At 70.4% G+C, this 22,304-nt stretch carries 22 protein-coding genes; 12 read left to right on the forward strand and 10 right to left on the reverse strand.

Annotated features, from left to right (window positions below; genetic code table 11):
- Positions 1-12 precede the first annotated feature (12 nt).
- From OG430_RS10655 to pssA, 6 genes are all read left to right on the forward strand, one after another.
- Complete coding sequence (locus OG430_RS10655; protein WP_327352204.1) at positions 13-2,064, forward strand: protein meaA; 2,052 nt, start codon at positions 13-15, stop codon at positions 2,062-2,064.
- The gene (locus tag OG430_RS10660; protein ID WP_327352205.1) at positions 2,061-3,026 is read left to right on the forward strand and encodes an HpcH/HpaI aldolase/citrate lyase family protein; all 966 of its coding nucleotides are present in this window, start codon (positions 2,061-2,063) and stop codon (positions 3,024-3,026) included. Before OG430_RS10655 ends, OG430_RS10660 begins: the two co-directional genes overlap by 4 nt.
- Positions 3,027-3,041: 15 nt before the next feature.
- A complete protein-coding gene (locus OG430_RS10665; protein WP_327352206.1) occupies positions 3,042-3,566 on the forward strand; it encodes a MaoC family dehydratase in 525 nt (174 codons plus the stop codon).
- Positions 3,567-3,568: 2 nt separating this feature from the next.
- Entirely contained in the window at positions 3,569-4,774 is a 1,206-nt protein-coding gene (locus tag OG430_RS10670; protein WP_327352207.1) for an acyl-CoA dehydrogenase family protein, read from the forward strand.
- A 169-nt stretch (positions 4,775-4,943) separates the two neighbouring features.
- Positions 4,944-5,600 (forward strand): phosphatidylserine decarboxylase, encoded by a 657-nt coding sequence (locus OG430_RS10675; RefSeq protein ID WP_327359039.1) that lies wholly within the window; start codon positions 4,944-4,946, stop codon positions 5,598-5,600.
- Positions 5,587-6,435: a CDP-diacylglycerol--serine O-phosphatidyltransferase gene (gene pssA / locus OG430_RS10680; protein ID WP_327352208.1), complete on the forward strand. Its 849-nt coding sequence runs from the start codon at positions 5,587-5,589 to the stop codon at positions 6,433-6,435. Before OG430_RS10675 ends, pssA begins: the two co-directional genes overlap by 14 nt.
- Positions 6,436-6,531: 96 nt before the next feature.
- Here the strand turns inward: pssA and OG430_RS10685 are convergent, their stop codons facing one another.
- On the reverse strand, positions 6,532-7,335 hold the full coding sequence (locus OG430_RS10685) for a helix-turn-helix transcriptional regulator (RefSeq protein ID WP_327352209.1): 804 nt from the start codon (positions 7,333-7,335) through the stop codon (positions 6,532-6,534).
- 49 nt (positions 7,336-7,384) lie between these two features.
- On the opposite strand from OG430_RS10685, the gene OG430_RS10690 reads away from it, so the two are divergent.
- Entirely contained in the window at positions 7,385-7,861 is a 477-nt protein-coding gene (locus tag OG430_RS10690) for a DUF2000 domain-containing protein (RefSeq protein ID WP_327352210.1), read from the forward strand.
- A 96-nt stretch (positions 7,862-7,957) separates the two neighbouring features.
- Here the strand turns inward: OG430_RS10690 and OG430_RS10695 are convergent, their stop codons facing one another.
- The 5 genes from OG430_RS10695 to OG430_RS10715 all read right to left on the reverse strand — a co-directional run bounded on the left by OG430_RS10695 (position 7,958) and on the right by OG430_RS10715 (position 13,170).
- Positions 7,958-9,202, reverse strand: a complete 1,245-nt coding sequence (locus OG430_RS10695) for an ABC transporter substrate-binding protein (RefSeq protein ID WP_327352211.1) — start codon at positions 9,200-9,202, stop codon at positions 7,958-7,960.
- 14 nt (positions 9,203-9,216) lie between these two features.
- Positions 9,217-10,317, reverse strand: a complete 1,101-nt coding sequence (locus OG430_RS10700; protein ID WP_442816703.1) for a branched-chain amino acid ABC transporter permease — start codon at positions 10,315-10,317, stop codon at positions 9,217-9,219.
- A 31-nt stretch (positions 10,318-10,348) separates the two neighbouring features.
- On the reverse strand, positions 10,349-11,239 hold the full coding sequence (locus OG430_RS10705) for a branched-chain amino acid ABC transporter permease (RefSeq protein ID WP_327352212.1): 891 nt from the start codon (positions 11,237-11,239) through the stop codon (positions 10,349-10,351).
- Positions 11,236-12,075, reverse strand: a complete 840-nt coding sequence (locus OG430_RS10710; RefSeq protein ID WP_327352213.1) for an ABC transporter ATP-binding protein — start codon at positions 12,073-12,075, stop codon at positions 11,236-11,238. Before OG430_RS10710 ends, OG430_RS10705 begins: the two co-directional genes overlap by 4 nt.
- 288 nt (positions 12,076-12,363) lie before the next feature.
- The gene (locus tag OG430_RS10715) at positions 12,364-13,170 is read right to left on the reverse strand and encodes an ABC transporter ATP-binding protein (RefSeq protein WP_327352214.1); all 807 of its coding nucleotides are present in this window, start codon (positions 13,168-13,170) and stop codon (positions 12,364-12,366) included.
- A 450-nt stretch (positions 13,171-13,620) separates the two neighbouring features.
- Here OG430_RS10715 and OG430_RS10720 point away from each other — a divergent pair, with 450 nt between their 5' ends.
- On the forward strand, positions 13,621-14,820 hold the full coding sequence (locus tag OG430_RS10720) for a PucR family transcriptional regulator (protein ID WP_327352215.1): 1,200 nt from the start codon (positions 13,621-13,623) through the stop codon (positions 14,818-14,820).
- Between the two features lie 179 nt (positions 14,821-14,999).
- Here the strand turns inward: OG430_RS10720 and OG430_RS10725 are convergent, their stop codons facing one another.
- Positions 15,000-16,121, reverse strand: a complete 1,122-nt coding sequence (locus OG430_RS10725; protein WP_442816465.1) for a glycerate kinase — start codon at positions 16,119-16,121, stop codon at positions 15,000-15,002.
- A 211-nt stretch (positions 16,122-16,332) separates the two neighbouring features.
- Between OG430_RS10725 and OG430_RS10730 the strand changes: the two genes are divergently transcribed.
- From OG430_RS10730 to OG430_RS10745, 4 genes are all read left to right on the forward strand, one after another.
- Positions 16,333-18,024, forward strand: a complete 1,692-nt coding sequence (locus tag OG430_RS10730) for a BCCT family transporter (RefSeq protein ID WP_327352217.1) — start codon at positions 16,333-16,335, stop codon at positions 18,022-18,024.
- 31 nt (positions 18,025-18,055) lie between these two features.
- Positions 18,056-18,190 (forward strand): hypothetical protein, encoded by a 135-nt coding sequence (locus OG430_RS10735; protein ID WP_327352218.1) that lies wholly within the window; start codon positions 18,056-18,058, stop codon positions 18,188-18,190.
- A gap of 37 nt (positions 18,191-18,227) precedes the next feature.
- A complete protein-coding gene (locus OG430_RS10740) occupies positions 18,228-18,716 on the forward strand; it encodes an NUDIX hydrolase (protein WP_327352219.1) in 489 nt (162 codons plus the stop codon).
- A 104-nt stretch (positions 18,717-18,820) separates the two neighbouring features.
- Positions 18,821-19,540 (forward strand): SIR2 family NAD-dependent protein deacylase, encoded by a 720-nt coding sequence (locus OG430_RS10745; RefSeq protein ID WP_327352220.1) that lies wholly within the window; start codon positions 18,821-18,823, stop codon positions 19,538-19,540.
- A gap of 1 nt (position 19,541) precedes the next feature.
- Here OG430_RS10745 and OG430_RS10750 read toward each other — a convergent pair whose 3' ends face one another.
- From OG430_RS10750 to OG430_RS10760, 3 genes are read right to left on the reverse strand one after another with little or no spacing between them, the layout of a single operon-like run.
- Complete coding sequence (locus OG430_RS10750) at positions 19,542-20,237, reverse strand: hypothetical protein (RefSeq protein ID WP_327352221.1); 696 nt, start codon at positions 20,235-20,237, stop codon at positions 19,542-19,544.
- Between the two features lie 43 nt (positions 20,238-20,280).
- Positions 20,281-20,784 carry a methylated-DNA--[protein]-cysteine S-methyltransferase gene (locus OG430_RS10755; RefSeq protein ID WP_327352222.1) on the reverse strand — a complete coding sequence of 168 codons (504 nt, stop codon included), beginning with the start codon at positions 20,782-20,784 and terminating at the stop codon, positions 20,281-20,283.
- 21 nt (positions 20,785-20,805) lie between these two features.
- Entirely contained in the window at positions 20,806-22,281 is a 1,476-nt protein-coding gene (locus OG430_RS10760) for an AlkA N-terminal domain-containing protein (RefSeq protein WP_327352223.1), read from the reverse strand.
- Positions 22,282-22,304 lie beyond the last annotated feature (23 nt).

Below are 22,304 nucleotides of genomic sequence, written 5' to 3' on the forward strand. Positions count from 1 at the left end.
GAGCAGCGGAAGATGACTGAGCGTCAGAAGGACCGGCCGTGGCTCATGCGCACCTACGCCGGTCACTCCACGGCGGAGGCGTCCAACGAGCTGTACCGCCGCAACCTCGCCAAGGGCCAGACCGGCCTGTCGGTCGCGTTCGACCTGCCGACGCAGACCGGCTACGACCCCGACCACATCCTCGCCCGCGGCGAGGTCGGCCGGGTCGGCGTACCGGTCTCGCACCTCGGTGACATGCGGCGGCTGTTCCAGGACATCCCCCTGGAGCAGATGAACACCTCGATGACCATCAACGCCACCGCGATGTGGCTCCTGGCGCTCTACCAGGTGGTCGCCGAGGAACAGGGCGCGGACATCACGCAGCTCCAGGGGACGACGCAGAACGACATCGTCAAGGAGTACCTGTCGCGCGGGACCCATGTCTTCCCGCCCGGGCCGAGTCTGCGCCTGACGACCGACATGATCGCTTACACGGTGTCCCACATCCCCAAGTGGAACCCGATCAACATCTGCAGCTACCACCTCCAGGAGGCGGGGGCCACACCGGTCCAGGAGATCGCTTACGCGATGTCCACCGCCATCGCGGTTCTCGATGCTGTACGCGACTCAGGGCAGGTCCCCGCCGAGAAGTTCGGGGACGTCGTGGCCCGTATCTCCTTCTTTGTGAACGCGGGTGTCCGCTTCATCGAGGAGATGTGCAAGATGCGGGCGTTCGGGCGGATCTGGGATCAGGTCACGCGCGAGCGATACAGCATCGAGAACCCGAAACAGCGCCGGTTCCGGTACGGGGTCCAGGTCAACTCCCTGGGCCTGACCGAGGCGCAGCCGGAGAACAACGTCCAGCGGATCGTCCTTGAGATGCTGGCCGTGACGCTCTCCAAGGACGCCCGCGCGCGGGCCGTCCAACTCCCGGCCTGGAACGAGGCGTTGGGCCTGCCCCGCCCCTGGGACCAGCAGTGGTCCCTTCGGATCCAGCAGGTCCTCGCGCATGAGAGCGACCTGTTGGAGTACGAGGACATCTTCGCCGGCTCCCATGTGATCGAGGAGAAGGTGGCCCAGCTGGTCAAGGACTCCCTCGCCGAGATCGACCGGATCCAGGAGATGGGCGGTGCGATGGCCGCCGTCGAGTCCGGGTACCTCAAGTCCCAGCTCGTCTCCTCGCACGCCGAGCGCAGGGCGCGCATCGAGGGCGGCGAGGACAAGATCGTCGGGGTCAACGTCTTCGAGACCACCGAGCCCAACCCGCTCACCGCCGACCTGGACGCCGCGATCATGTCGGTCGACCCGGCCGTCGAGGCCCGCGTGGTGCGGGCCATCGGCGACTGGCGCACCACCCGGCAGGAGTCGTCGGACCGGCAGGGCATGGGCGACCCGTACCACTACCCGACCACCCTTCAGGCCCTGCAGCGCCTGAAGGACGCCGCCGCCGGCACGGAGAACCTGATGGAGGCCACCCTTGAGTGCGCCCGGGCCGGGGTGACCACCGGCGAGTGGTCGGGGGCGCTGCGCGAGGTGTTCGGCGAGTTCCGGGCGCCCACGGGCGTCTCGTCCGCGCCGGTCGCCGTGACCGCCGAGGAGGGCACGCCGCTCGCCGTCGTACGCGAGAAGGTGGCGCGTACGGCCGAGGAGATGGGGTCCGGCAAGCTCCGCCTCCTGGTCGGCAAGCCTGGTCTGGACGGACACTCCAACGGGGCCGAGCAGATCGCGGTGCGTGCGCGGGACGCCGGCTTCGAGGTGGTCTACCAGGGCATCCGGCTCACCCCGGAGCAGATCGTGTCCGCCGCGCTGTCGGAGGACGTGCACTGTGTGGGCCTGTCCATCCTGTCCGGCTCGCACGCCGAGCTGGTGCCGGATGTGCTGGAGAGGATGCACGAAGCGGGGGCGCACGACGTGCCCGTCATCGTCGGCGGCATCATTCCGAATGCCGACGCCGAACAATTGAAGCGGGCGGGCGTGGCCGCCGTCTTCACCCCGAAGGACTTCGGTATCACGGAGATCATCGGCCGTATCGTCGACGAGATCCGGCAAGCGAACAAGCTCGACCCTCTGGAGGTCCCCGCATGACCGCGCCCATCAACCGTCTCCGTCCGCGGCGTTCCTGCCTCGCGGTCCCGGGCTCGAACCCCCGCTTCCTGGAAAAGGCCCAGGGCCTGCCGGCCGACCAGGTCTTCCTCGACCTGGAGGACGCCTGCGCGCCGCTCGCCAAGCCGGAGGCCCGGCACACCATCGTCAAGTTCCTCAACGAGGGTGACTGGACCGGCAAGACGCGCGTGGTCCGCGTGAACGACTGGACCACCGAGTGGACGTACCGCGATGTCGTGACGGTCGTCGAGGGCGCGGGCCAGAACCTCGACTGCATCATGCTGCCGAAGGTGCAGGACGCCCAGCAGGTCGTCGCGCTCGACCTCCTGCTCACCCAGATCGAGAAGACGATGGGCTTCGAGGTCGGGAAGATCGGCATCGAGGCGCAGATCGAGAACGCCAAGGGCCTCAACAACGTCAACGCGATCGCCGAGGCCTCGCCCCGCACCGAGACCATCATCTTCGGCCCGGCCGACTTCATGGCGTCCATCAACATGAAGACCCTGGTCGTCGGCGAGCAGCCGCCGGGCTACGGCGCGGACGCGTACCACTACATCCTGATGAAGATCCTGATGGCGGCCCGCGCCAACGACCTCCAGGCGATCGACGGCCCCTACCTGCAGATCCGCAACGTGGACGGCTACCGCGAGGTCGCCCAGCGCGCCGCCGCCCTCGGCTTCGACGGCAAGTGGGTCCTGCACCCCGGTCAGGTCGAGGCGTCGAACGAGATCTTCTCGCCGTCGCAGGAGGACTTCGACCACGCCGAGCTGATCCTGGACGCGTACGACTACTGCACCTCCGAGGCGGGCGGCAAGAAGGGCTCCGCGATGCTCGGCGACGAGATGATCGACGAGGCCAGCCGCAAGATGGCGCTCGTCATCTCCGGCAAGGGCCGGGCCGCCGGCATGACGCGTATCTCGAAGTTCGAAATCCCCGAGAGCTAAGGAGCCCTGAGCGCGATGCAGTTCGGACGCACTTACGAGGAGTTCGAGGTCGGGGCGGTCTACAAGCACTGGCCCGGAAAGACGGTCACCGAGTACGACGACCACCTCTTCTGTCTCCTCACCATGAACCACCACCCGCTCCACATGGACACCAACTATGCGGAGAAGACGACCGATTTCGGGAAGAACGTCGTCGTGGGCAACTACATCTACTCGCTGTTGCTGGGCATGAGCGTTCCGGATGTGTCCGGGAAGGCCATCGCCAACCTGGAGATCGAGTCGCTGAAGCACGTGGCGCCGACCTTCCACGGCGACACGCTCTACGGCGAGACGACGGTTCTCGACAAGACGCCGTCGAAGTCGAAGAACGACCGCGGGATCGTCTACGTGGAGACCAAGGGCTACAAGCAGGACGGCACGCTGGTCTGTGTGTTCCGCCGCAAGGTCATGGTCCCGACGGAGACGTACATCAAGGAGCGCGGCGGCGAGCAGCCCGGCCGCCCGGAGCTCGTCGAGCCCGTGAAGAAGCAGGAGAAGTAGCAATGAGCCGACTCGCTCAGACCGCTGGCCTCACCGACGTCCAGCAGGAGATCCTGTCCACCGTCCGGGACTTCGTCGACAAGGAGATCATTCCTGTCGCGACGGAGTTGGAGCACCGGGACGAGTACCCGCAGCAGATCGTCGACGGCCTCAAGGAGTTGGGGCTCTTCGGCCTCATGATCCCGGAGGAGTACGGCGGCCTGGGCGAGTCGCTCCTCACGTACGCGCTGTGCGTGGAGGAGATAGCGCGGGGCTGGATGTCGGTCTCCGGCATCATCAACACGCACTTCATCGTGGCGTACATGCTGAAGCAGCACGGCACCCAGGAGCAGAAGGACACCTTCCTGCCGCGGATGGCGCTCGGCGAGGTGCGCGGCGCGTTCTCCATGTCGGAGCCGGCGCTCGGCTCGGATGTGTCGGCGATCACGTCGAAGGGCGTCAAGGACGGTGACGAGTACGTCCTGAACGGCCAGAAGATGTGGCTGACGAACGGCGGAACGTCGAATCTGGTGGCCGTTCTGTGCCGGAGTGACGAGGGTCACCCGGAGGGCACGGCGCCGCACAAGTCGATGACGACGTTCCTGGTCGAGAAGGAGCCCGGCTTCGGCGAGGTCCGTCCCGGGCTGACCATCCCGGGCAAGATCGACAAGATGGGTTACAAGGGGGTCGATACCACCGAACTCATCATGGACGGACTGCGAATTCCGGCCAATCGTGTGCTCGGCGGGGCCACCGGTCGCGGGTTTTACCAAATGATGGACGGTGTCGAAGTCGGTCGCGTCAATGTTGCAGCGCGTGGCTGCGGCGTCGCGCAGCGTGCCTTTGAATTGGGTGTCTCTTATGCCCAACAACGCCACACTTTCGGAAAAGCGATCGCCGAGCACCAGGCGATTCAGTTCAAGCTGGCCGAGATGGCTACCAAGGTCGAGGCCGCTCATGCGATGATGGTTAACGCAGCACGCAAAAAGGACTCCGGGGAACGAAACGACCTCGAAGCAGGGATGGCGAAGTACCTCGCGTCCGAATACTGCAAAGAAGTCGTGGAGGACGCCTTCCGTATCCATGGTGGCTACGGGTTCTCCAAGGAGTACGAGATCGAGCGGCTCTACCGCGAGGCCCCGATGCTGCTGATCGGTGAAGGTACCGCCGAGATCCAGAAAATGATCATTGGGCGGCGCCTGCTCGAGGAGTATCGACTCCAGGGCTAAAAGTCCTGATTTGGGTGTTTTCTTCACGATGAAGATCACACTCTGTCAACACTCTTCGGCCGCCGACTCGGCTTCCCGGCTTGCCCAGTTGTTGCGTGCAACCGATACGATCCCGGAAAAGCCGCCGTCCCCCGTCTCCGCGCGGCATCATCCGCTACGAAGGTCATCCATGCCCCACAGCCAAACCTCTGCACCACGCGACGGCGCCCTCAAGGGCCGCCTTGCTCGCGGAGCATCGCCGTGGCTTCTGCCGACCGTCGCCACCGCAGCGATCAGCCTCGCCCGCTCGCGCCGTTCCACGGCCGCGCGGGTCGTCGCCGTACCCGCCACCGCTCTTGCGGCGGGCATGCTGTGGTTCTTCCGCGACCCCGAGCGCGAGATCACTCAGGGCCGGGTCATCTCCCCGGCCGACGGTGTGGTGCAGAGCATCATGCCGTGGAAGGACGGACGCACCCGCGTCGCGATCTTCATGAGCCCGTTGAACGTCCACGTCAACCGCGCGCCTCTGTCGGGCACGGTGACTTCGGTCGAGCACATCCCCGGTGGGTTCGTGCCGGCGTTCAACAAGGAGAGCGAGAACAACGAGCGCGTTGTCTGGCACTTCGACACCGAGCTCGGTGACATCGAGATGGTGCAGATCGCGGGCGCGGTCGCACGGCGCATCGTTCCTTACGTGCCGCAGGGCACGAAGGTGGAGCAGGGTGAGCGAATCGGTCTGATCCGTTTCGGCTCGCGCGTCGACATCTACCTCCCTGAGGGTGTCGAGGTCGCGGTCGAGGTCGGTCAGAAGACCGAGGCTGGGGTGACTCGCATTGACCGTGATTGATCCTGATACACAGGCCGGGTGGGTGCCCGAGGCCGAGGACGACTCCGAAGAGGAGATGCCGCTGTCGCTGCGTCTCTCAATAGCGGACACCCTCACCCTCGGTAACGCCACGTGCGGGTTCATGGCGGTGTACTTCACCACCACCGGCATCCTCATCCCGCACCTCACCGGCGACGAGGCGGGCATGGCCCGCAACAGCGCCGCCACCGCGGTGATACTGATGCTGTGCGCGGCGGTCTTCGACCTCTTCGACGGCCTCGTGGCCCGCAAGCTGCGGTCGTCGCCGATGGGCGCGGAGCTGGACAACCTCTCCGACCTGATCAGCTTCGGTCTCGCTCCCGCGTACTTCGTGCTCGTTTACGGCATGGTCGCGAGGGACGCGCATGAGCGGGTCGCGGCGGTGGGCGCGATCGTCGTGCTGTTGGCGGTGGTGCTGCGGCTTGCGAGATTCTCGTGCGTCACCGTGAAGGACGGCACCTTCCAGGGCATGCCCTCGCCGTTCGGTGCGCTCACGGTCGTCTCGATCGTGCTGCTCGAGCTGCCGTTCTACGCGACGCTGATGGCGATCGTGGGTACGGCGTGGCTGATGGTGAGCCGGGTCGAGTATCCGAAGCCTCGTGGCCGCCTGGCCGTCGCGATGCTGTCGTGGATCGTGCTGAGCATAGGGCTGCTCGCTGCCTGGGCCTTCGATGCGCCCGGTGGGCAGTTGCTGCTTCAGACGGGCTGTGCGCTGCAGCTCGTGCTCGGCGCGGTGATTCCGCTCTTCGCCACGGCTCGACGGGTGAACAACTTCCGCGACAACCGCCGCGAGGCGCGTGCGGCTCAGCTGCCGTAGTTCACACCAGTACGTTGACCGAAGGGGCCCGAACCAACAGGTTCGGGCCCCTTTGGCGTATCCGGCCGCCCTGCGCGTCGGCCGGCCCGTTCGACGTCAGCCGCGCCTGCCCCGGCCCGCGTACCGCCCCGGTGGGACCCCGATGAGGCGCTTGAAGTGCCGGGTCAGATGCGACTGGTCGTAGAAGCCCGCCTCCCGTGCCACCTCGCCGGCCGGGCGCCCCGCCAGGAGCAGCCGGCGTGCGCGGTCGACGCGGCGCGAGGTGACGTACTGGTGCGGGGCGATACCGAAGGCGGCGCTGAAGGCACGGACGAGATGGGCGGGATGGGCGTGCACGAGCCCGGCCGCCTCGTCCAGGGTGATGCCGTCGAGCAGCCGCTCGTCCAGGAGGTCGCGCAGCGCATGGGCGACACCGGGTGCGGGCGGCTCGTCCGCTGCCGTCAGACGGGGGCGCAGGTGGGTGCGCAGACGCTCCGCGACGAGGGCGAGGCGGCTCTCCGCCTCCAGTTCGTCGCCGACGTGTGTCAGGGACCCGTGCAGCCGGCCGATACGGCGACGCAGGACCGGGTCGACGAGGTCGGGGCTGTCCACCGCAGGGCCGATGAGGGTCTCGTCGAGCAGCGTGCTGTCGAGGTAGAGCACCCGCTTGCGGAACCCGCCGGGGGTGGCGGGCGAGCCGTTGTGCGGAACGTGCGGCGGGAGCAGGCTGACCGTGTCGCCCGGGGTGCCGTGCTGGTGCCGGTCCAGGTCGTAGCGGACGGCTCCGTCGTCGACGATCAGAAGCGTCCAGGCGTCATGGACGTGCATGGGGTAGGCGTGCTCGGTGAAACGGGCGTGGAAGACCTCCACGACGCCCGTCACGGCAGGACGCCAGGCGGTGATGCGCTCGCCGGGGACCATGCAAGGAACGTACAAGACGCGGCATCCGCGCACGCGGGAGTCTCGACGCATGAGAACAGACGCCCCCGCCACCGCGCACCACGAAGCCCCCGAGCCCACTGCCGAGCTGGCGCCCGTCCGCTTCGACACCAAGATCGCCGTGCTGCTGCGCGAGGACCTCGAGCCCTGGCAGCGGCTGAACGTCACCGCGTTCCTGGTCAGCGGGCTCGGCTCGACGACGCCCGAAGTGGTCGGCGAGCCCTACGCGGACGCCGACGGGACCGCGTATCTGCCGATGTTCCGCCAGCCCGTGCTGGTCTTCGAAGGGGCCAAGGAGCTGATGGCCGCCGTGCGCCGCCGTGGGCTGTCCCGCTCCCTGACGACGGGCGTGTTCACCGCCGACCTGTTCGCCACCGGCAACGACCGGGACAACAGGGCGGCGGTGCGGGCCGTGCACGGTGAGCAGCTCGACCTGGTCGGCATCGCGGTGTACGGGGCCCGGAGCGCGGTGGACAAGGTGCTCAAGGGCGCTCGGATGCATCCCTGACGCGCGGGAGCGTCCAGGCGGTCACAGGTCCTGACCCGTGACCGCCCGGACGGCCTGGTGCCGCGGCCGCCGGGGCGGCCGGGGGCCGATGTCGGCTCAGTTCCTGGTGAACGACGCGGCGGCCTCGGACGCCTCCGACCCGCGCACCACCGAGGACCCGCCCTTCGCCTTCTTGTCCGGCTTGATGATCACGCTCTCCAGGGACGACGGCTGCTTCGGGTCGGAGAAGTTCTGCGGGCCGAAGCCGGACTCGAAGTCGTTCATCGTCAGGAGCGCCTTGTCCACGCCCTCGCGGGTGAGGTCCTTGTCCGCGCAGGCACGCTTCAGGGCCTCGCCGAACGCGGCGGCCGCGGTCCAGCCCGCGACCACGCCGTTGTCGAGGGGGTCCTTCGGGTAGGCCTTGGCGTAGTCGGCGGCGAGCTTGGCGGGGCCCTCCGCCTTGTCGCCGATGGGGAGCGCCGGGGTGGCGACGTAGTACATCGCCTCCAGGGCGGGCCCGGCCTCGGTGGCGAGGAGCTGGGGGGCGTACGCCGAGTTGTTGCCGATGACGGGGACCTTGAGGCCGGTCGCCGCCGCGACGCCGACCAGGGAGGCCGCCTGGCGCGGGCCCGCGCTGATCACGATCGCCTTGACGCCCGCCTTCTTGAGGGCGGAGACCTGCGCGGACATGTCGTTGTCGGTCGGCTTGATCTTCTGCTCGACGATCTTCAGGCCCGTCTCCTTGGCCATGTGCTGGGAGCCGGCCAGGGCGTTCTCGCCGTAGTCGCCCTCGAAGTAGACATGGCCGAGCTTGTCGCCCTTCTTGAGGCCCTTCTCCTTCATCAGGAAGTCGATCGCGTTGATCGTCTCGATGTCGTACGTCGTGCCGAGCACCCGGATGTACGGGCTGCCGAGCAGCGACGCCGACCAGGCCTGCGGAATGACCAGGGCCTTGTCCTGGCCGTCGATGCGCTGCTTGAGCGAGGCGACGAAGGGCGAGCCGATGAACTCCGAGAAGCCGAGCACCTCGGGCTCCAGCTCGGTGTAGGTGGCGAGGGCGCGCTGCGGGTCGTAGCCGTGGTCGCGGACCTTGAGTTCGAGGTCGCGGCCGCAGATGCCGCCCTCGGCGTTGGTCTGCTTCACCCAGAGCTGCTCGGCCTGGGTGACGCTCTTGCCGAGGGTGGCGTAGACGCCGGTCATGTCGGTGAGCGCACCGAGGGTGATCTTCTTGTCGGTCACGCCGGGGCCGGCCTTCACTCCCCCGGCGCCCTCCTTGCCGCCCTCGTCACCGGTCTTCGCCTTGGAGCTGCACCCTGCGGCGCCGCCCACGGCGAGCAGTGCGGCGAGCACCGCCGCTGTCATTCTCGTACGCGAATTCATTTGTCCTCCCCAGAAGTTGATGCTGCGGTGCGCCGGGCGGCGAGCCTCACCAGGCCGCCGGGCAGGAAGAGCACGACCGCCACGACGGCGGCCCCGTAGAGGTACCGGGACGCCTCGCCCGGTGCGACGCCGCCCGTACCGGGGGCGGAGACCAACGGCAGGGCGTCGCTGTAGCGGGACAGGAGCTGCGGTAGGAGCGACACGAAGGCGGCGCCCACCACCGCCCCCGACACCGAGCCGAGCCCGCCGATGACGATCATCGCCAGGTACTCCAGGGACAGCGCCATGCCGAAGTACTCGGGCACGGTCCGCTGGAAGACCAGGGCGAGCAGCACGCCCGCGAGGCCCGCGTACATGGACGACAGGACGAACACCCCGGCCCGGTAGCGGGCGACGGGCACGCCGAGGACGCCGGCCGCGATGCGGTGGTCGCGGATCGCGTTCATGGCGCGCCCCGGGCGGCCGCGCAGCACCCCGCGGGCGAACAGCCCGCCGCAAAGGAGCAGGAGCAGCCCCGCGTACCAGAGCTTCTCCGCGGACCCGAACGGGACGTTGGCGATGACGATTTCGGAGTCGTCGAAGGTGAGGCCGAAGACGCTCAGCGGAGGTACGTCGCGGCCGTTGAAGCCGCCCGTCAGATCGTGGGCATTGGACAGCACATGCTGGCCGATGAAGATCAGGGCGAGGGTCGCGATGCCCAGATAGGCGCCGCGCAGCCGGCCCGCGATGGGGCTGAACAGGCCGCCCGCGACCCCCGACACGGCGACCGCGAGGGCCGCCGCGACCATCGGCGGCAGACCGATCCCGGTGAGCCCGCCCTTGCCGTCACCCGCGAAGACGCAGTAGCCGTACGCGCCCACCGCGAGGAAGAAGGCATGGCCCATGGAGAGCTGGCCGGTCGCTCCGGTGAGCAGGTTGAGGCCGATCGCGCCGATCGCGGCGGCCATGGCGAACAGTCCCGCCTGCAGCCAGAAGCGGTCGAGGTAGAAGGGGAAGGCGAGCAGGAGGACGGCGCCCACCAGCCATGCGTAAGTACGCCACGGGGTGAGCCACTTGGGGCGCGGGCGCCCGGTCGTCGGCTCCTGTGACTTGACCAGCACGTCGGAGGACTCGGTGGCGTGGGAGACATCAGACACGGGCCAGCTCCTTCGTCCCGAAGAGCCCTGCGGGCCGCACCAGCAGGATGACGACCATGACGAGGTAGGGGCCGAGGTCGCCGAGCCCGCGGCCGAGGAACGTCAAGTCGCCCTGGTAGCCGGTGGCGAGGGACTCGGTGACGCCGACGATCAGGCCGCCGACCAGCGCGCCCGTGGTGGAGTCGAGGCCGCCGAGGATCGCGGCCGGGAAGGCCTTCATCGCGGCGAAGGAGGTGGATCTCTCCAGGCCGGGGGTCGGGAAGACCGTGAGGAACAGCGCGGCCACGGCGGCGAGTCCGCCCGCCACCGCCCAGGCACTGATCGACACCCGGCCCAGGCGTACGCCCATCAGCGCCGCGGTCTCCGCGCTCTCGGCGGCGGCCCGCATGGCGACGCCCCAGGAGGTGAACCGGAACGCCAGCAGGAAGGCGGTGATGAGCAACCCGGCGGCGATCAGGGCGGCGATGCGGGTCTGGGCGATGTGGACCGGCCCGAGCGGCACCACCGTGTCGCCCCAGGGGTCGCCGACCGTGAGGACGCTGGTGCCGATGCGCCGGGTGAGGTCGGTGACGAGAAGGATGTCGACGCCGATGGTGACGATGGCGAGGACGCTCTGGTCGGAGCCCCGGTAGCGGCGCATCACCAGGAACTCGATGGCCGCGCCGACCAGGGCCGCGCCCACGACGCCGACGATGAGGGCGGGCCAGAACCCGATGTCGTCGTGCAGGATCGCGGTGATGTATCCGCCCGCCAACAGCAGTGAGGCATGGGCGAAGTTGACGACTTCGGTGGCCTTGAAGATGACGACGAAGCCGAGGGCGATCAGGGCGTAGACGGAGCCCATCGAGACGCCGTTGAGGAGGAGTTCGAGGAAGGTGGTCATGAGGCGGCAGCCTCCGTTCCTGCGCTGCCTTCGTCGCTGCCGCCCAGGTAGGCGCGTACGACCGCCGGATCGTTCTGTACGTCGCCGGGGGTGCCGTCCGCGATGCGGCGGCCGAAGTCCAGGACGGTCACCGAGTCGGCGAGCCGCATCACCACTCCCATGTCGTGCTCCACAAGGACGATCGAGATGCCGAGGCTGTCGCGCACCCCGGCGATGACGGCTGCGGTACGGCGCCGCTCGTCGGCGGTCATGCCGGCGACGGGCTCGTCCAGGAGCAGCAGCTTGGGCTCCATGCACAGGGCGCGGGCGAGTTCCGCGAGCTTCTGCTGGCCGTACGCCAACGAGCCTGCCGGACGGTCGAGTTGGTCCTCGATGCCGACGAACGCGGCGATCTCCCGGACCCGTTCGCGGTGCCGCCGCTCCTCGCGGGCGGCGGACGGCAGGCGCAGGCCCGCCGCGACGAACCCGGTGCGGGTGAGGCGGTGGCGGCCGAGCAGCAGGCTGTCGGCGACCGTGGCGCGCGGCGGCAGGGCGAGGTTCTGGAAGGTGCGGGCGATGCCGAGTCCGGCGATGCGGTGCGGAGGCAGGCCGGTGAGCTCGTCGGCGCCGAAGCGGACGCTGCCGGAGGTGGCCCGGTAGACGCCCGAGAGGACGTTGAAGGTGGTGGACTTGCCGGCGCCGTTGGGGCCGATGACGGCGTGCACGGTGCCGGGACGGACGGTGAAGTCGACGGCGTCGAGGGCGGTGAGCCCGGCGAAGCGGACCGTCAACTGGCTGACGGTGAGCGGGGGTACGTCGGTCGGGGGTGCGTCGGTCACGGGTGGCGCCTCGGTCATGTCAGGCCTCCGGCCGGGTCGGCGGCGGGCGCGGCGCCGGCGATGGACGCAGGACCGGCAGTACGGCGGCCCGGGGCGGAGCTCTCGAAAGCCTCGTCCCGGTGACGGGAAGTGTCGGCTCCCGGGCCGACTCGGGCAGAGACGCCGGCCGCATCGCCTCTCACCGGGCGCGCGGCCCCGGCGGGGCGACCGGTGACGCGGACCGGGCCACGTGGCCCGAGTGCGCCGGCCCGATGGCGGAAGGTGTCGGCTCTCAGGCCGCCGTCGTGGGTGGGGACATCGGTCATGTCAGCCCTCCCACCGGGACAGCACCGGGTGCCTGGCCGCCGCCCCGGACGCGTCGTCCGCGGCCGTCTCGTCGACGACGCCCAGGTAGCGGCGGCGCACCTCGTCGGAGGCGGCCAGTTCGTCGGCGGGGCCGGACAGGGTGACCTCGCCGACCTCCAGGACGTAGGCGTACGAGGCGAGTTGGAGGGCGAGTGCCGCGTTCTGCTCGACCAGGAGGACGCCGGTGCCCTGCGCGTTGATCTCCCGGACCGTGTCGGCAATACGGGCTGCCATGAGCGGGGCGAGGCCGAGCGAGGGCTCGTCGAGCAGCAGCAGTCTCGGGGACGCCATCAGGGCCCGGCCGACCGCGAGCATCTGCTGTTCCCCGCCGGAGAGCAGGCCCGCGTGCTGGCGGGACCGTTCGGCGAGGACGGGGAAGAGCTCGTGGACGCGGCGCAGCGCCTTGGCCTTCGCCGCGCGGTCGCCGGACGAGCCGAGGGCGCCCGCGCGCAGGTTGTCCTCGACCGTCATCCGGGCGAACACCTGGCGCCCTTCCGGGACTTGGGACACCCCGGCGGCGACGACCCGGCTCGCGGCGAGGCTGTGCAGCGGCTGCCCACCGAGGGTCAGGGCCCCACCGGTCACGGCGCCGCCGTGGAACGACAGCGTGCGGGAAATGGCGCGCAGGAGCGTGGACTTGCCTGCGCCGTTGGAGCCGAGCACGGTGACGACGGCGCCCTCGGGCACCTGGAGCGACACCTGGCGCAGGGCTCGCACGGGTCCGTATCCGACGGACAGGTCCCGTACTTCGAGTGCGGCACCTCCCATGGCTCCCCTCTCTGGACTGTTGGGCCCCGGCGGTCCGTCGGGGGACGGGTGCGGGATGGGGCCTGTGGCGGGTTCTGGGGTCTGGGGCTGGGGCTGGGGCTAGGTCTGGCGGGGGGTCCGCAGGTCCGGTGTGGCCCGGGACCGGTCCGGTCCGGGGTCCGATCCAGGTTGCGGTCCGGGTCCGGTCCGGGGGTCCGGCACGGATTCCGCACGTCTCAGGTACTGCCGGTCCGCGTCGGGCGGCTCCCGGGTTCCGGGGTCCGGCAGACTCACGTTCCGACCGGCAGGTCCTGCGTGGCGCACAGCTCAGCACCGACCGGTCGGTACGTCTACGTCGCGGGGCCGACGTGCTGCCCGTGACCAGCGGGAACCGCGCCCTGTTGTGCACGCGCACAACACCCCACGTCAGGGGTCTGCCGCTGCGGGCCGAGGGGTGGCATCCTCCGGCTCATGGTGGCGCGCAGACCCCGTACGGGGCACGACTGGAAGCTGCTCGCGCAGGCGTGCGGCACCCTCCTGGAGAAGCTCCCGGACATGGTCGACGAGTACTTGCGGCGCCTCGCCGCGCAGTCGCCGACGTACGGCCTGGTCATCCCCTACGACCAGCACTGGCGCGAGGCCGAGGAGGCGATGCGGATAGGCATCGAGGCGATGCGGGCGCCGCGTGCCTCGCCGCGCCGCGACCTGGCCCATGCCGAGCTGCTCGGCCGGCGGCGGGCCCAGCAAGGGTTGCCGCTCGATCTGCTGGTGAACGCCTACCGGGAGGCGGGGCGGTTGACCTGGGAGTCGCTGCTCGACGCTGCGGGGGCGCAGGATCCGGAGCGGGCCGCGGTGGCGATGCAGTCGGCGACCATGGTGTGGTCCGCGGTGGACGAGCAGGTGGACACGGTCTCGGAGGCGTACCGGGCGACCGAGCTGGAGCTTCGGCGGCGTACGGACGAGCGGCTGCAGGCGCTCCTCGACGCGCTCCTGGACGGGCGCCGCGACCCCGAACTCACCTCACGCGCCGCCGCCGGGCTCGATCTGCCCGAGCAGGGGCGGTACGCGGTGGTGGTGCTGCGGGTCGAGCGGCGGGACGGGCGCGAGCCGTTCCACCGGCTCATCCAGGGCACGGGGGTGCGGTTCGTGTGGCGGATGCGGGCCGACTGCGAGCTGGGGGTGGCGGCGCTCGCCCCCGACACGGGGCTCGACGCGCTGGCCTCGCTGCTCGACGGACGCTGTCCCGGGCCGGGCGGGATCAGCCCCGTGGTGGAGGGGCTCGCCGAACTGGGGCGGGCGCGGCAGCTCGCGGAGTTGGCGCTCAGGACGTGTGCGCCGGATACGACGGGGATCGTGCGGCTCGACCGGCGGATGTCGGCCGCGCTGGTGGTTTCGCAGCCGGAGCTTGCGCAGCTGCTCGTGTCCGACGTCTTCGATGCGCTGCTCGGGCTTGATCCGGCGGATCGGGCGGTGTTGCTGGAGACGCTGGACGCGTGGTTGGCGTGTGAGGGGTCTGCCGGGCGGGCGGCCGGGCGGCTCTATTGCCACCGCAATACGGTGTTCAACCGCTTGAAGCGCTTGGAGCAGCTGACGTCGCGGTCTCTGTCCCGGCCGCGGGACCTTACGGAGATGACGCTGGCGTTGGATGCGCATCGGCTGACGCAAGGATGAGAATTCCCCACCCCGCCCCTTCCCGAAATTCTGCGAAGCCTTCCGCCCTGCGGGCGGTGTCCTCAAACGCCGGACGGGCTGATTCATCAGCGATGAATCAGCCCGTCCGGCGTTTGAGGACAGTCTTTTGAAGCCGGCGGCAGCCTTACGGGAAGGGGCGGGGTGGGGGAAAAGAAGCCTCAGACCAGCCGGTCCCGAGCGATCTGCTCCGCCACCCGCTCCAGGATGGGCCCCGCCTCCGCGATGCACTTGGCGACATCCGGCTCGACCGAAGTCAGCGGATAGGCCCGCTCGATCCCGGCCCCGGCCAGCGCCTCCTCGGTGAGAGCGAGGCGGCCGCAGACCGCGACGACCGGCACCCTAGCGGCACGCGCCGCCGCAGCGACCCCCGCCGGAGCCTTCCCGTGCAGCGTCTGCTCGTCCAGCGACCCCTCACCCGTGATCACGAGCGTGGCCCGCGAAAGGGCCGGGGCGAAGCCCAGGACGTCGAGCATGACCTCGATGCCGGCCCGGAACCGCGCACCGAGCGCGACCAGCGCGCCATAGCCGATGCCACCCGCGGCACCCGCACCGGGGGACGCGGCGAACTCCGCGGCCTGGGGCCCGACCGACTTCTCCAGGACCAGCGCGAAGTGCGCGAGGGCCGCGTCCAGCGTGGCCACGTCCTCGGGCGAGGCACCCTTCTGGGGCCCGTACACCGCCGGGGCACCCTTGGGGCCCGTGAGCGGGTTGTCCACGTCGCTGGCGAGGACCAGGTCGACCTCGGCGAAACGCGGGTCGATGCCGGACAGGTCCGCCGTGGCCAGGTCCCGCAGGGGCCCGCCACCGGGGGCGACCGGCTCACCGTCCGCGTCCAGGAACTTCGCACCGAGCGCGGCCAGCATCCCGGCCCCGCCGTCGGTGGTCGCACTGCCGCCGACGCCGAAGACGATCGTGCGCGCCCCCGCGTCGAGCGCGGCGAGCAGCAGCTCGCCGGAGCCGTAGGTGGTGGAGGTGAGGGGGGCGAAGACACCCTCGGGAAGGAGCTGGAGGCCGGAGGCCTCGGCCATCTCGACGACCGCCGTGTCCCCGCGCAGCGCGTACGCCGCCGTGACCTCGGTGCCCACCGGCCCGGTCACCCGCACTTCGCGGCGCTCGAAGCCGCCCGCCACCGCGGCCGCGACGGTGCCGTCGCCGCCATCGGCCACCGGCAGGGCCTCGATCTGTACGTCCGGGGCCACCCGGCGCAGACCGGCCGTCACTCGCTCGGCGACCTGCACGGCCGTGAGCGAACCCTTGAACTTGTCCGCGGCTATCAGCACACGCCTGCTGTTACCTTCTGCCGCCGTTGCTGCAGCGTCCGCCACCTTGGATCCCCTTGCTTTCCGGGCCTTGCTCGCGTCAAGGCAGTCGCGCCGCTGCGACCTTAACCTCCGAGGGGCCTTCGTGCCCATGACGGCCCTCACGTCGAGACGCCCGAGGACGGCGTGCCCACCCCATAAATCAGCTGATTTCCCACCATAGTGGGGCGTCATGAGCACGGAAACGATCGATCAAACCCAGCCCGCCGCACCTCCGGACCCACCCGAGGACAACGCCCCGGACCTGACCCTGGTCGGCATCGGCGTGGTCGCCGTACTGGCCGTGGTGGCCTGGGCCGCGCTCGGCAAGAAGTCGTTCGAGAGTGCCTCGTCCACCGCGCTCGCCTGGGTCCTGGCCAACTTCGCCTGGCTCTTCGTGATCGCCGCCGACATCTTCCTGGTGTTCTGCGCGGTGATCGCGATCAGCCGGTTCGGCCGGATCCGGCTCGGCCCCGACGACTCCAGGCCGGAGTTCACGAACCTCGCGTGGATCGCGATGATGTTCAGCGCCGGCATGGGCATCGGCTTGATGTTCTACGGCGTCGGTGAGCCCCTGCAGCACTACCTGACCCCGCCGCCCGGGACCGGCATGGACGAGCGGACGCCGGGGGCCGCGGGCACGGCCCTGCAGTACTCGTTCTTCCACTGGACGTTCACGCCCTGGGCGATCTACGGCATCGCGGGCCTCGCCCTCGCCTACGCGGGCTTCCGCAAGGGCCGCGGCAACCGGCTGAGCTCGGTCTTCGTACCGTTGCTCGGCGAGGAGCGGGTGGCGGGCTGGCCGGGCCGGCTGATCGATCTGCTCGCCATGTTCGCGACGGTCTTCGGCACGGCGACGAGTCTCGGGGTCGGCGCGCTGCAGGTGGCCACGGGCCTGCATCTGACGGCGGGCGTCGAGGACTCCGTCACGGTCGAGCTGATCATCATCGTCGCCCTCGGCGCCGCGTTCGTGGCCTCGGCCTTCTCGGGGCTGCACAAGGGTGTGAAGTGGCTCAGCACCATCAACATCGTGCTGGCCTCGTGCCTGATGCTCTTCGTGTTCGTCCTCGGCCCGACGGTCTACATCCTCGACGCGATCCCGGCGAGCGTCGGCAACTACCTGTTCCGCCTGATCCCGATGGCGACCCGCACCGGCGCCTTCACCGACAGCTCCTGGCTGGGCAAGTGGACGATCTTCTACTGGGCGTGGTGGATGTCGTGGGCGCCGTTCGTCGGCACCTTCATCGCGCGGATCTCGCGCGGCCGCACGATCCGTGAGTTCCTCATCGGGGTGCTGCTCGTGCCCAGCGGCGCGACGGTCATCTGGTTCTGCGTGATGGGCGGCACCGGCATCCGCCTGGACGAGACGGGCAAGGCCGACATGGCGGCCAAGGTGAACGAGGGCCCGGAGGCCTCGCTGTTCGCGATGCTGGACGCCCTGCCGATCGGCACGGTCACCTCGTGGGTGGCGATGCTCCTGGTCATGACGTACTTCGTGACGAGCGCCGACTCGGCGTCCCTGGTGATGGGTTCGCTGACCAGCCGGGGCGCGCTGCACCCGCGGACCTGGCTGGTCGTCGTCTGGGGCGTGCTGATGGCGGCGGTCGCCGCGGTGCTCCTGGTCGCGGGCGGCCTGAGCTCGCTGCAGAGCGCGACGATCCTGGTCGCGCTGCCCTTCGTGCTCGTGATGCTGGCCCTGTGCTGGGCCCTGCTGAAGGAGCTGCGCGAGGACCCGGGCGCGGGCCCGCCCCGCAGCCACGCCCTGCACGGCCTGCGGGACGCGGTGAAGACGATGGTGGGCGACGCGGTCTCCGAGCAGGGTTCGCCGGTACGTCACCACCGGTTGCGGCGCATCGTGAAGTCGCGCACCCAGGACGAGGACTGACCGCACCTGACGGCCGGGCATCGGTTGAACGATGTTCGCGGCCGCGCTGATCCCGGCGGCGTTCACCACGGACACGGCGAACGCCGCCCTGACGCAGACGCTCGCCGGGGCGTGGATCGGTGAACTGGCGGCGCGGACCGTACGGTTGGCGACGCTCTCCGGGTGATCCGGACGAGCTGTCCGCAGCGATTACGCTGCCCTGCGTGACCACTCTCGACTACGCCACGTACATCGCCGGCCTGCCCAAGATCCTCGCCGGTGCCGCCATGCTCTTCCGCGACGGCGAGGGCCGCGTGCTGATCCTCGACCCCAACTACCGCGAGGGCCTGGCCCTGCCCGGCGGAACCATCGAGTCGGACGACGAGGAGACGCCCCGCGAGGCCGCCCGGCGCGAGACCCTGGAGGAGATCGGCCTGGACGTGGCGCCGGGCCGGCTGCTCGCGATCGACTGGGTGCCTGGGCCGGACCGGCCGCCGATCGCCGCCTATCTGTACGACGGCGGGGTGCTCACGCAGGAGCAGCTCGACGCGATCGTGCTGCAGGAGGAGGAACTGGACTCCTGGCAGCTGGTCACGGTCAAGGAACTCGACGGGTATGGTCCCCCGCGCACGGTCGCCAGGATCCGGGCCGCCCTGGCCGCGCTGGAGGCGGGCACGGGGCCGGCCGAGCTGGTGAACGGGGAGCGGGTCTAGGGGACTTGGGCCCGGGTCGGCAGGTAGACGTCCGGCCCGGTGCCTCGTTCGCCCGGACCCAAATGCGCTGGCCGGGGCCGAGGGTGGCTGCGTACGCTCGCTGCATGACCATGGTCGCCATCCTCAGCGGCGCCGGGATCTCCACCGACTCCGGCATCCCCGACTACCGCGGGCCGAACGGCCTGTGGCGACGCGATCCCGAGGCCGAGAAGCTCGTCACGTACGAGTACTACATGGCCGATCCGGAGATCCGCCGCCGCTCCTGGCAGATGCGGCGCACCAGCGCGACCTGGAGCGCCGAGCCGAATGTCGCGCACGAGGCCATCGCCGCCTTCGAGCGCGCCGGGAACCCGGTGCGGGTCATCACACAGAACGTCGACGGGCTGCACCAGCTGGCCGGCGTCTCCGCCCGCAAGGTCCATGAACTGCACGGCACCGCGCGGTCGGTGGTGTGCACCCGGTGCCATGCCCGTACGTCGATGGCGGACGCGCTGGTCCGGGTCGAGGCGGGCGAGGCCGATCCCTCATGCCTGACCTGCGGCGGGATCCTGAAGTCGGCGACCGTCATGTTCGGCGAGGGCCTCGACCCCGTCGTGCTCGGCGAGGCGATGGGGATCGCCAAGGCCTGTGAGGTCTTCGTGGCGGTCGGTACGACGCTGCAGGTGCAGCCCGCAGCCTCGCTGGCCGGGATCGCCGCCGAGCACGGGGCCCGCCTGATCATCGTGAACGCCGAGCCGACGCCGTACGACGGGCTGGCGCACGAGGTGATCCGCGAGCCGATCGGGACCGCGCTGCCGGCGCTGCTCGAACGGCTGGCGGGCTGACCTACGGCAGCTTGTCCCAGGCGTGCCCCAGCGCGCCGTCGTGGCTGCGCACCAGCGCGACCAGGGCGGCGATCGCGCGCGGGTCCAGCTGTTCGTCGTGGACGTGGAGCCGGAAGCCGGACCCGCCGCTCTGCCAGTCGAGGGCGACCCGGCCGTTCCGGCGCCATTTCGTGCGGCGCGGCATCCGGGCCACATCGCCGTCCCCGCCGATCATCGCGGCGACACCGATGGCCAGTTGGACGGGCGAGATCAGCCACCACACGCACCACCAGAAGGGGTTGCCCTTGCGGCCGGCGAACGGTGCCTGGCCCGCCTGCTGCACGGTCCAGCGGGTGCGCACGGCGCCGCGCAGGGCCGGTTCGCGCCCGATCAGCGCGACCGGTTCGCCGCTCGCGCCGAGTACTTCGTACGTCGCCGACGCGCCCTTGGCCGCGGACTTGGTGGTGACGTACGCGAAGGGCTGTCCGCGGTGGGCGTCGAACCAGAGCGCGAAGGTCCGGACGCCCTGCTTGCGGGCCTGTTTGTACGCGGCGACGCCGCCGGGCGGCAGGGCCCGTTCCAGGTAGGCGAGGGGCGCGGCGCCGTCGGGGTGGGTCCGCAGATCCTCTTCGTCGACGAGGATCCGGAGCAGGGGCTCGCCGCCCGGCTGCGGCCTTGACCGCCACCCCGATTCGTCCAGCCATACGACCTTTGACACGCCTTGCCCTTCCCCCGTGTCTCCCCTGTACCTGGCGACGACCCTAGAACAGCGCCTGCTCCGCCTCCGCCCCGCCCTCGAACTCCAGGAGGCGCTGCTTGCGGTCGAGGCCGCCGCCATAGCCGGTGAGGCTGCCGTTGGCGCCGACGACGCGGTGGCAGGGGACGATGATGCCGATCGGGTTCTTGCCGTTGGCGAGGCCGACCGCGCGGGACGCGGCCGGGTTGCCGAGGGCCTCGGCGAGTTCGCCGTACGACCGGGTCTCGCCGTACGGGATCTTCCGGAGCTCGGCCCAGACGCTGCGCTGGAAGTCCGTGCCGTGCAGGTGCAGGGGCAGGTCGAAGTCGGTCAACTCGCCCTTGAAGTAGGCCTCCAGCTGCTGGATGACGTGTGAGAAGGGCTCGTCGTCAAGGACGCCAAAGGTCTCCTCGGCAGGGCGGTGGCGCTGGTCGGTCATGTAGAGGCCGGAGAGGACGCCGTCGGTGGCGACGAGGGTGAGCGGGCCGTAGGGGCTGTCGATCACCATGTGCTGCTTGTTCTGGGCCATGTGTGTGGCTCCTTACACGGGTTACGCGGGAAGGTGGTTGATGGGGTGGTCGTCCGTCGCCCACAGGTATTGGACGGCGTACGCCCGCCACGGCTGCCAGGCCGCGGCCCGCGCGGTGAGCGCCGCCGGGGTCGACGGCAGGCCGAGGTCGGCCGCCGCCCGCCGGATCCCCAGGTCGGAGGGGAGGAACGCGTCCGGGTCGCCGAGCGCCCGCATGGCGATCACTTCGACGGTCCAGGGCCCGAACCCGGGCAGTGCGTTGAGCTTGGCGCGTGCCTCGTCCCAGTCGCGTTCGACGCCCAAGTCGAGGGTTCCGTCCGCCAGTTGGCCGACCAGCGTGGTCAGGGTGGTGCGGCGGCTGCGCGGCAGGGCGAGCGACTCGGGGTCGAGCGCGGCCAGCGCCTGCGGCGAGGGGAAGAGGTGGGTGAGGCCGCCCTCGGGGTCGTCGATCTCCTCGCCGTGCGCGGTGACCAGGCGGGCCGCGTGGGTGCGGGCGGCGGCCGTGGAGACCTGCTGGCCCAGGACGGCGCGTACCGCGAACTCCGCCTCGTCCACCGTGCGCGGCACGCGGCGGCCCGGGGCCTTCGCGACGAGGGGCGCGAGCAGCGGGTCGGCGCTGAGCTGTTCGTCCACGGCGACCGGGTCGGCGTCGAGGTCGAGCATGCGGCGGCAGCGGCTGATGGCGACGGTGAGGTCGCGCTGGTCGGTGAGGGCGAGGCGGCAGGCGATGTGGTCGGGGTTCGGGGTGAGGGCGACGACGCCGTGTCCGTACGGGAGGCGGAGCGTGCGGCGGTAGGCGCCCTCGCGCCACTCCTCCACGCCGGGTACGGCGGTGGCGGCGAGGTGGCCGAAGAGGTTGTCGGGGTTGAGGGGGGCGCGGAACGGGAGGCGGAGGCTCAGGACGCCGGGGGTCCGCTCGGCGGTGCGCAGGCCGCGGGCGGCGCGGGTGCGCAGGTCGCCCGGGGTGAGGGCGAAGACCTCGCGGACCGTGTCGTTGAAGGTGCGGATCGAGGCGAATCCGGCGGCGAACGCGATCTCCGCCATGGGCAGTTCGGTGGTCTCGATCAGCAGCCGAGCGGTCTGCGCGCGCTGGGCGCGGGCCAGGGCGAGCGGACCCGCGCCGAGCTCGGCGAGCAGCTGCCGCTCGATCTGCCGGGTGCTGTAGCCGAGCCGGGCGGCCAGGCCCGGCACGCCCTCGCGGTCGACGATGCCGTCGCCGATGAGGCGCATGGCGCGGGCCACGAGGTCGGCGCGGTGGTTCCACTCCGGGGAGCCGGGGCTGGTGTCGGGGCGGCAGCGCTTGCAGGCACGGAATCCGGCCTGCTGGCAGGCGGCCGCGCTCGGATAGAAGCGCATGTTCTCGGGCTTGGGCGGCACGACCGGACAGCTGGGGCGGCAGTAGATCTTCGTGCTCGTGACCGCGGTGAAGAACCAGCCGTCGAAGCGTGCGTCCTTGGACTGGACGGCGCGTACGCAGCTCTCGGTGTCGGTGTGCATGGATATAGCTTCGCCCAAGGTCA

The organism is Streptomyces sp. NBC_01304 (assembly GCF_035975855.1).
Classification (GTDB): domain Bacteria; phylum Actinomycetota; class Actinomycetes; order Streptomycetales; family Streptomycetaceae; genus Streptomyces.

Bases quoted from the DNA above. Each gene is read 5' to 3' on its own strand.
- OG430_RS10695 (WP_327352211.1), bottom strand. From the start codon at position 9,202: ATGACAGCGGCGGTGCTCGCCGCACTGCTCGCCGTGGGCGGCGCCGCA.
- OG430_RS10675 (WP_327359039.1), top strand. From the start codon at position 4,944: ATGCCCCACAGCCAAACCTCTGCACCACGCGACGGCGCCCTCAAGGGC.
- OG430_RS10760 (WP_327352223.1), bottom strand. From the start codon at position 22,281: ATGCACACCGACACCGAGAGCTGCGTACGCGCCGTCCAGTCCAAGGAC.
- OG430_RS10715 (WP_327352214.1), bottom strand. From the start codon at position 13,170: ATGGGAGGTGCCGCACTCGAAGTACGGGACCTGTCCGTCGGATACGGA.
- OG430_RS10745 (WP_327352220.1), top strand. From the start codon at position 18,821: ATGACCATGGTCGCCATCCTCAGCGGCGCCGGGATCTCCACCGACTCC.
- OG430_RS10730 (WP_327352217.1), top strand. From the start codon at position 16,333: ATGAGCACGGAAACGATCGATCAAACCCAGCCCGCCGCACCTCCGGAC.
- OG430_RS10655 (WP_327352204.1), top strand. From the start codon at position 13: ATGACTGAGCGTCAGAAGGACCGGCCGTGGCTCATGCGCACCTACGCC.
- OG430_RS10660 (WP_327352205.1), top strand. From the start codon at position 2,061: ATGACCGCGCCCATCAACCGTCTCCGTCCGCGGCGTTCCTGCCTCGCG.
- OG430_RS10720 (WP_327352215.1), top strand. From the start codon at position 13,621: ATGGTGGCGCGCAGACCCCGTACGGGGCACGACTGGAAGCTGCTCGCG.
- OG430_RS10685 (WP_327352209.1), bottom strand. From the start codon at position 7,335: ATGGTCCCCGGCGAGCGCATCACCGCCTGGCGTCCTGCCGTGACGGGC.
- OG430_RS10735 (WP_327352218.1), top strand. From the start codon at position 18,056: ATGTTCGCGGCCGCGCTGATCCCGGCGGCGTTCACCACGGACACGGCG.
- OG430_RS10690 (WP_327352210.1), top strand. From the start codon at position 7,385: ATGAGAACAGACGCCCCCGCCACCGCGCACCACGAAGCCCCCGAGCCC.
- OG430_RS10665 (WP_327352206.1), top strand. From the start codon at position 3,042: ATGCAGTTCGGACGCACTTACGAGGAGTTCGAGGTCGGGGCGGTCTAC.
- OG430_RS10710 (WP_327352213.1), bottom strand. From the start codon at position 12,075: ATGACCGAGGCGCCACCCGTGACCGACGCACCCCCGACCGACGTACCC.
- OG430_RS10670 (WP_327352207.1), top strand. From the start codon at position 3,569: ATGAGCCGACTCGCTCAGACCGCTGGCCTCACCGACGTCCAGCAGGAG.
- OG430_RS10755 (WP_327352222.1), bottom strand. From the start codon at position 20,784: ATGGCCCAGAACAAGCAGCACATGGTGATCGACAGCCCCTACGGCCCG.
- OG430_RS10705 (WP_327352212.1), bottom strand. From the start codon at position 11,239: ATGACCACCTTCCTCGAACTCCTCCTCAACGGCGTCTCGATGGGCTCC.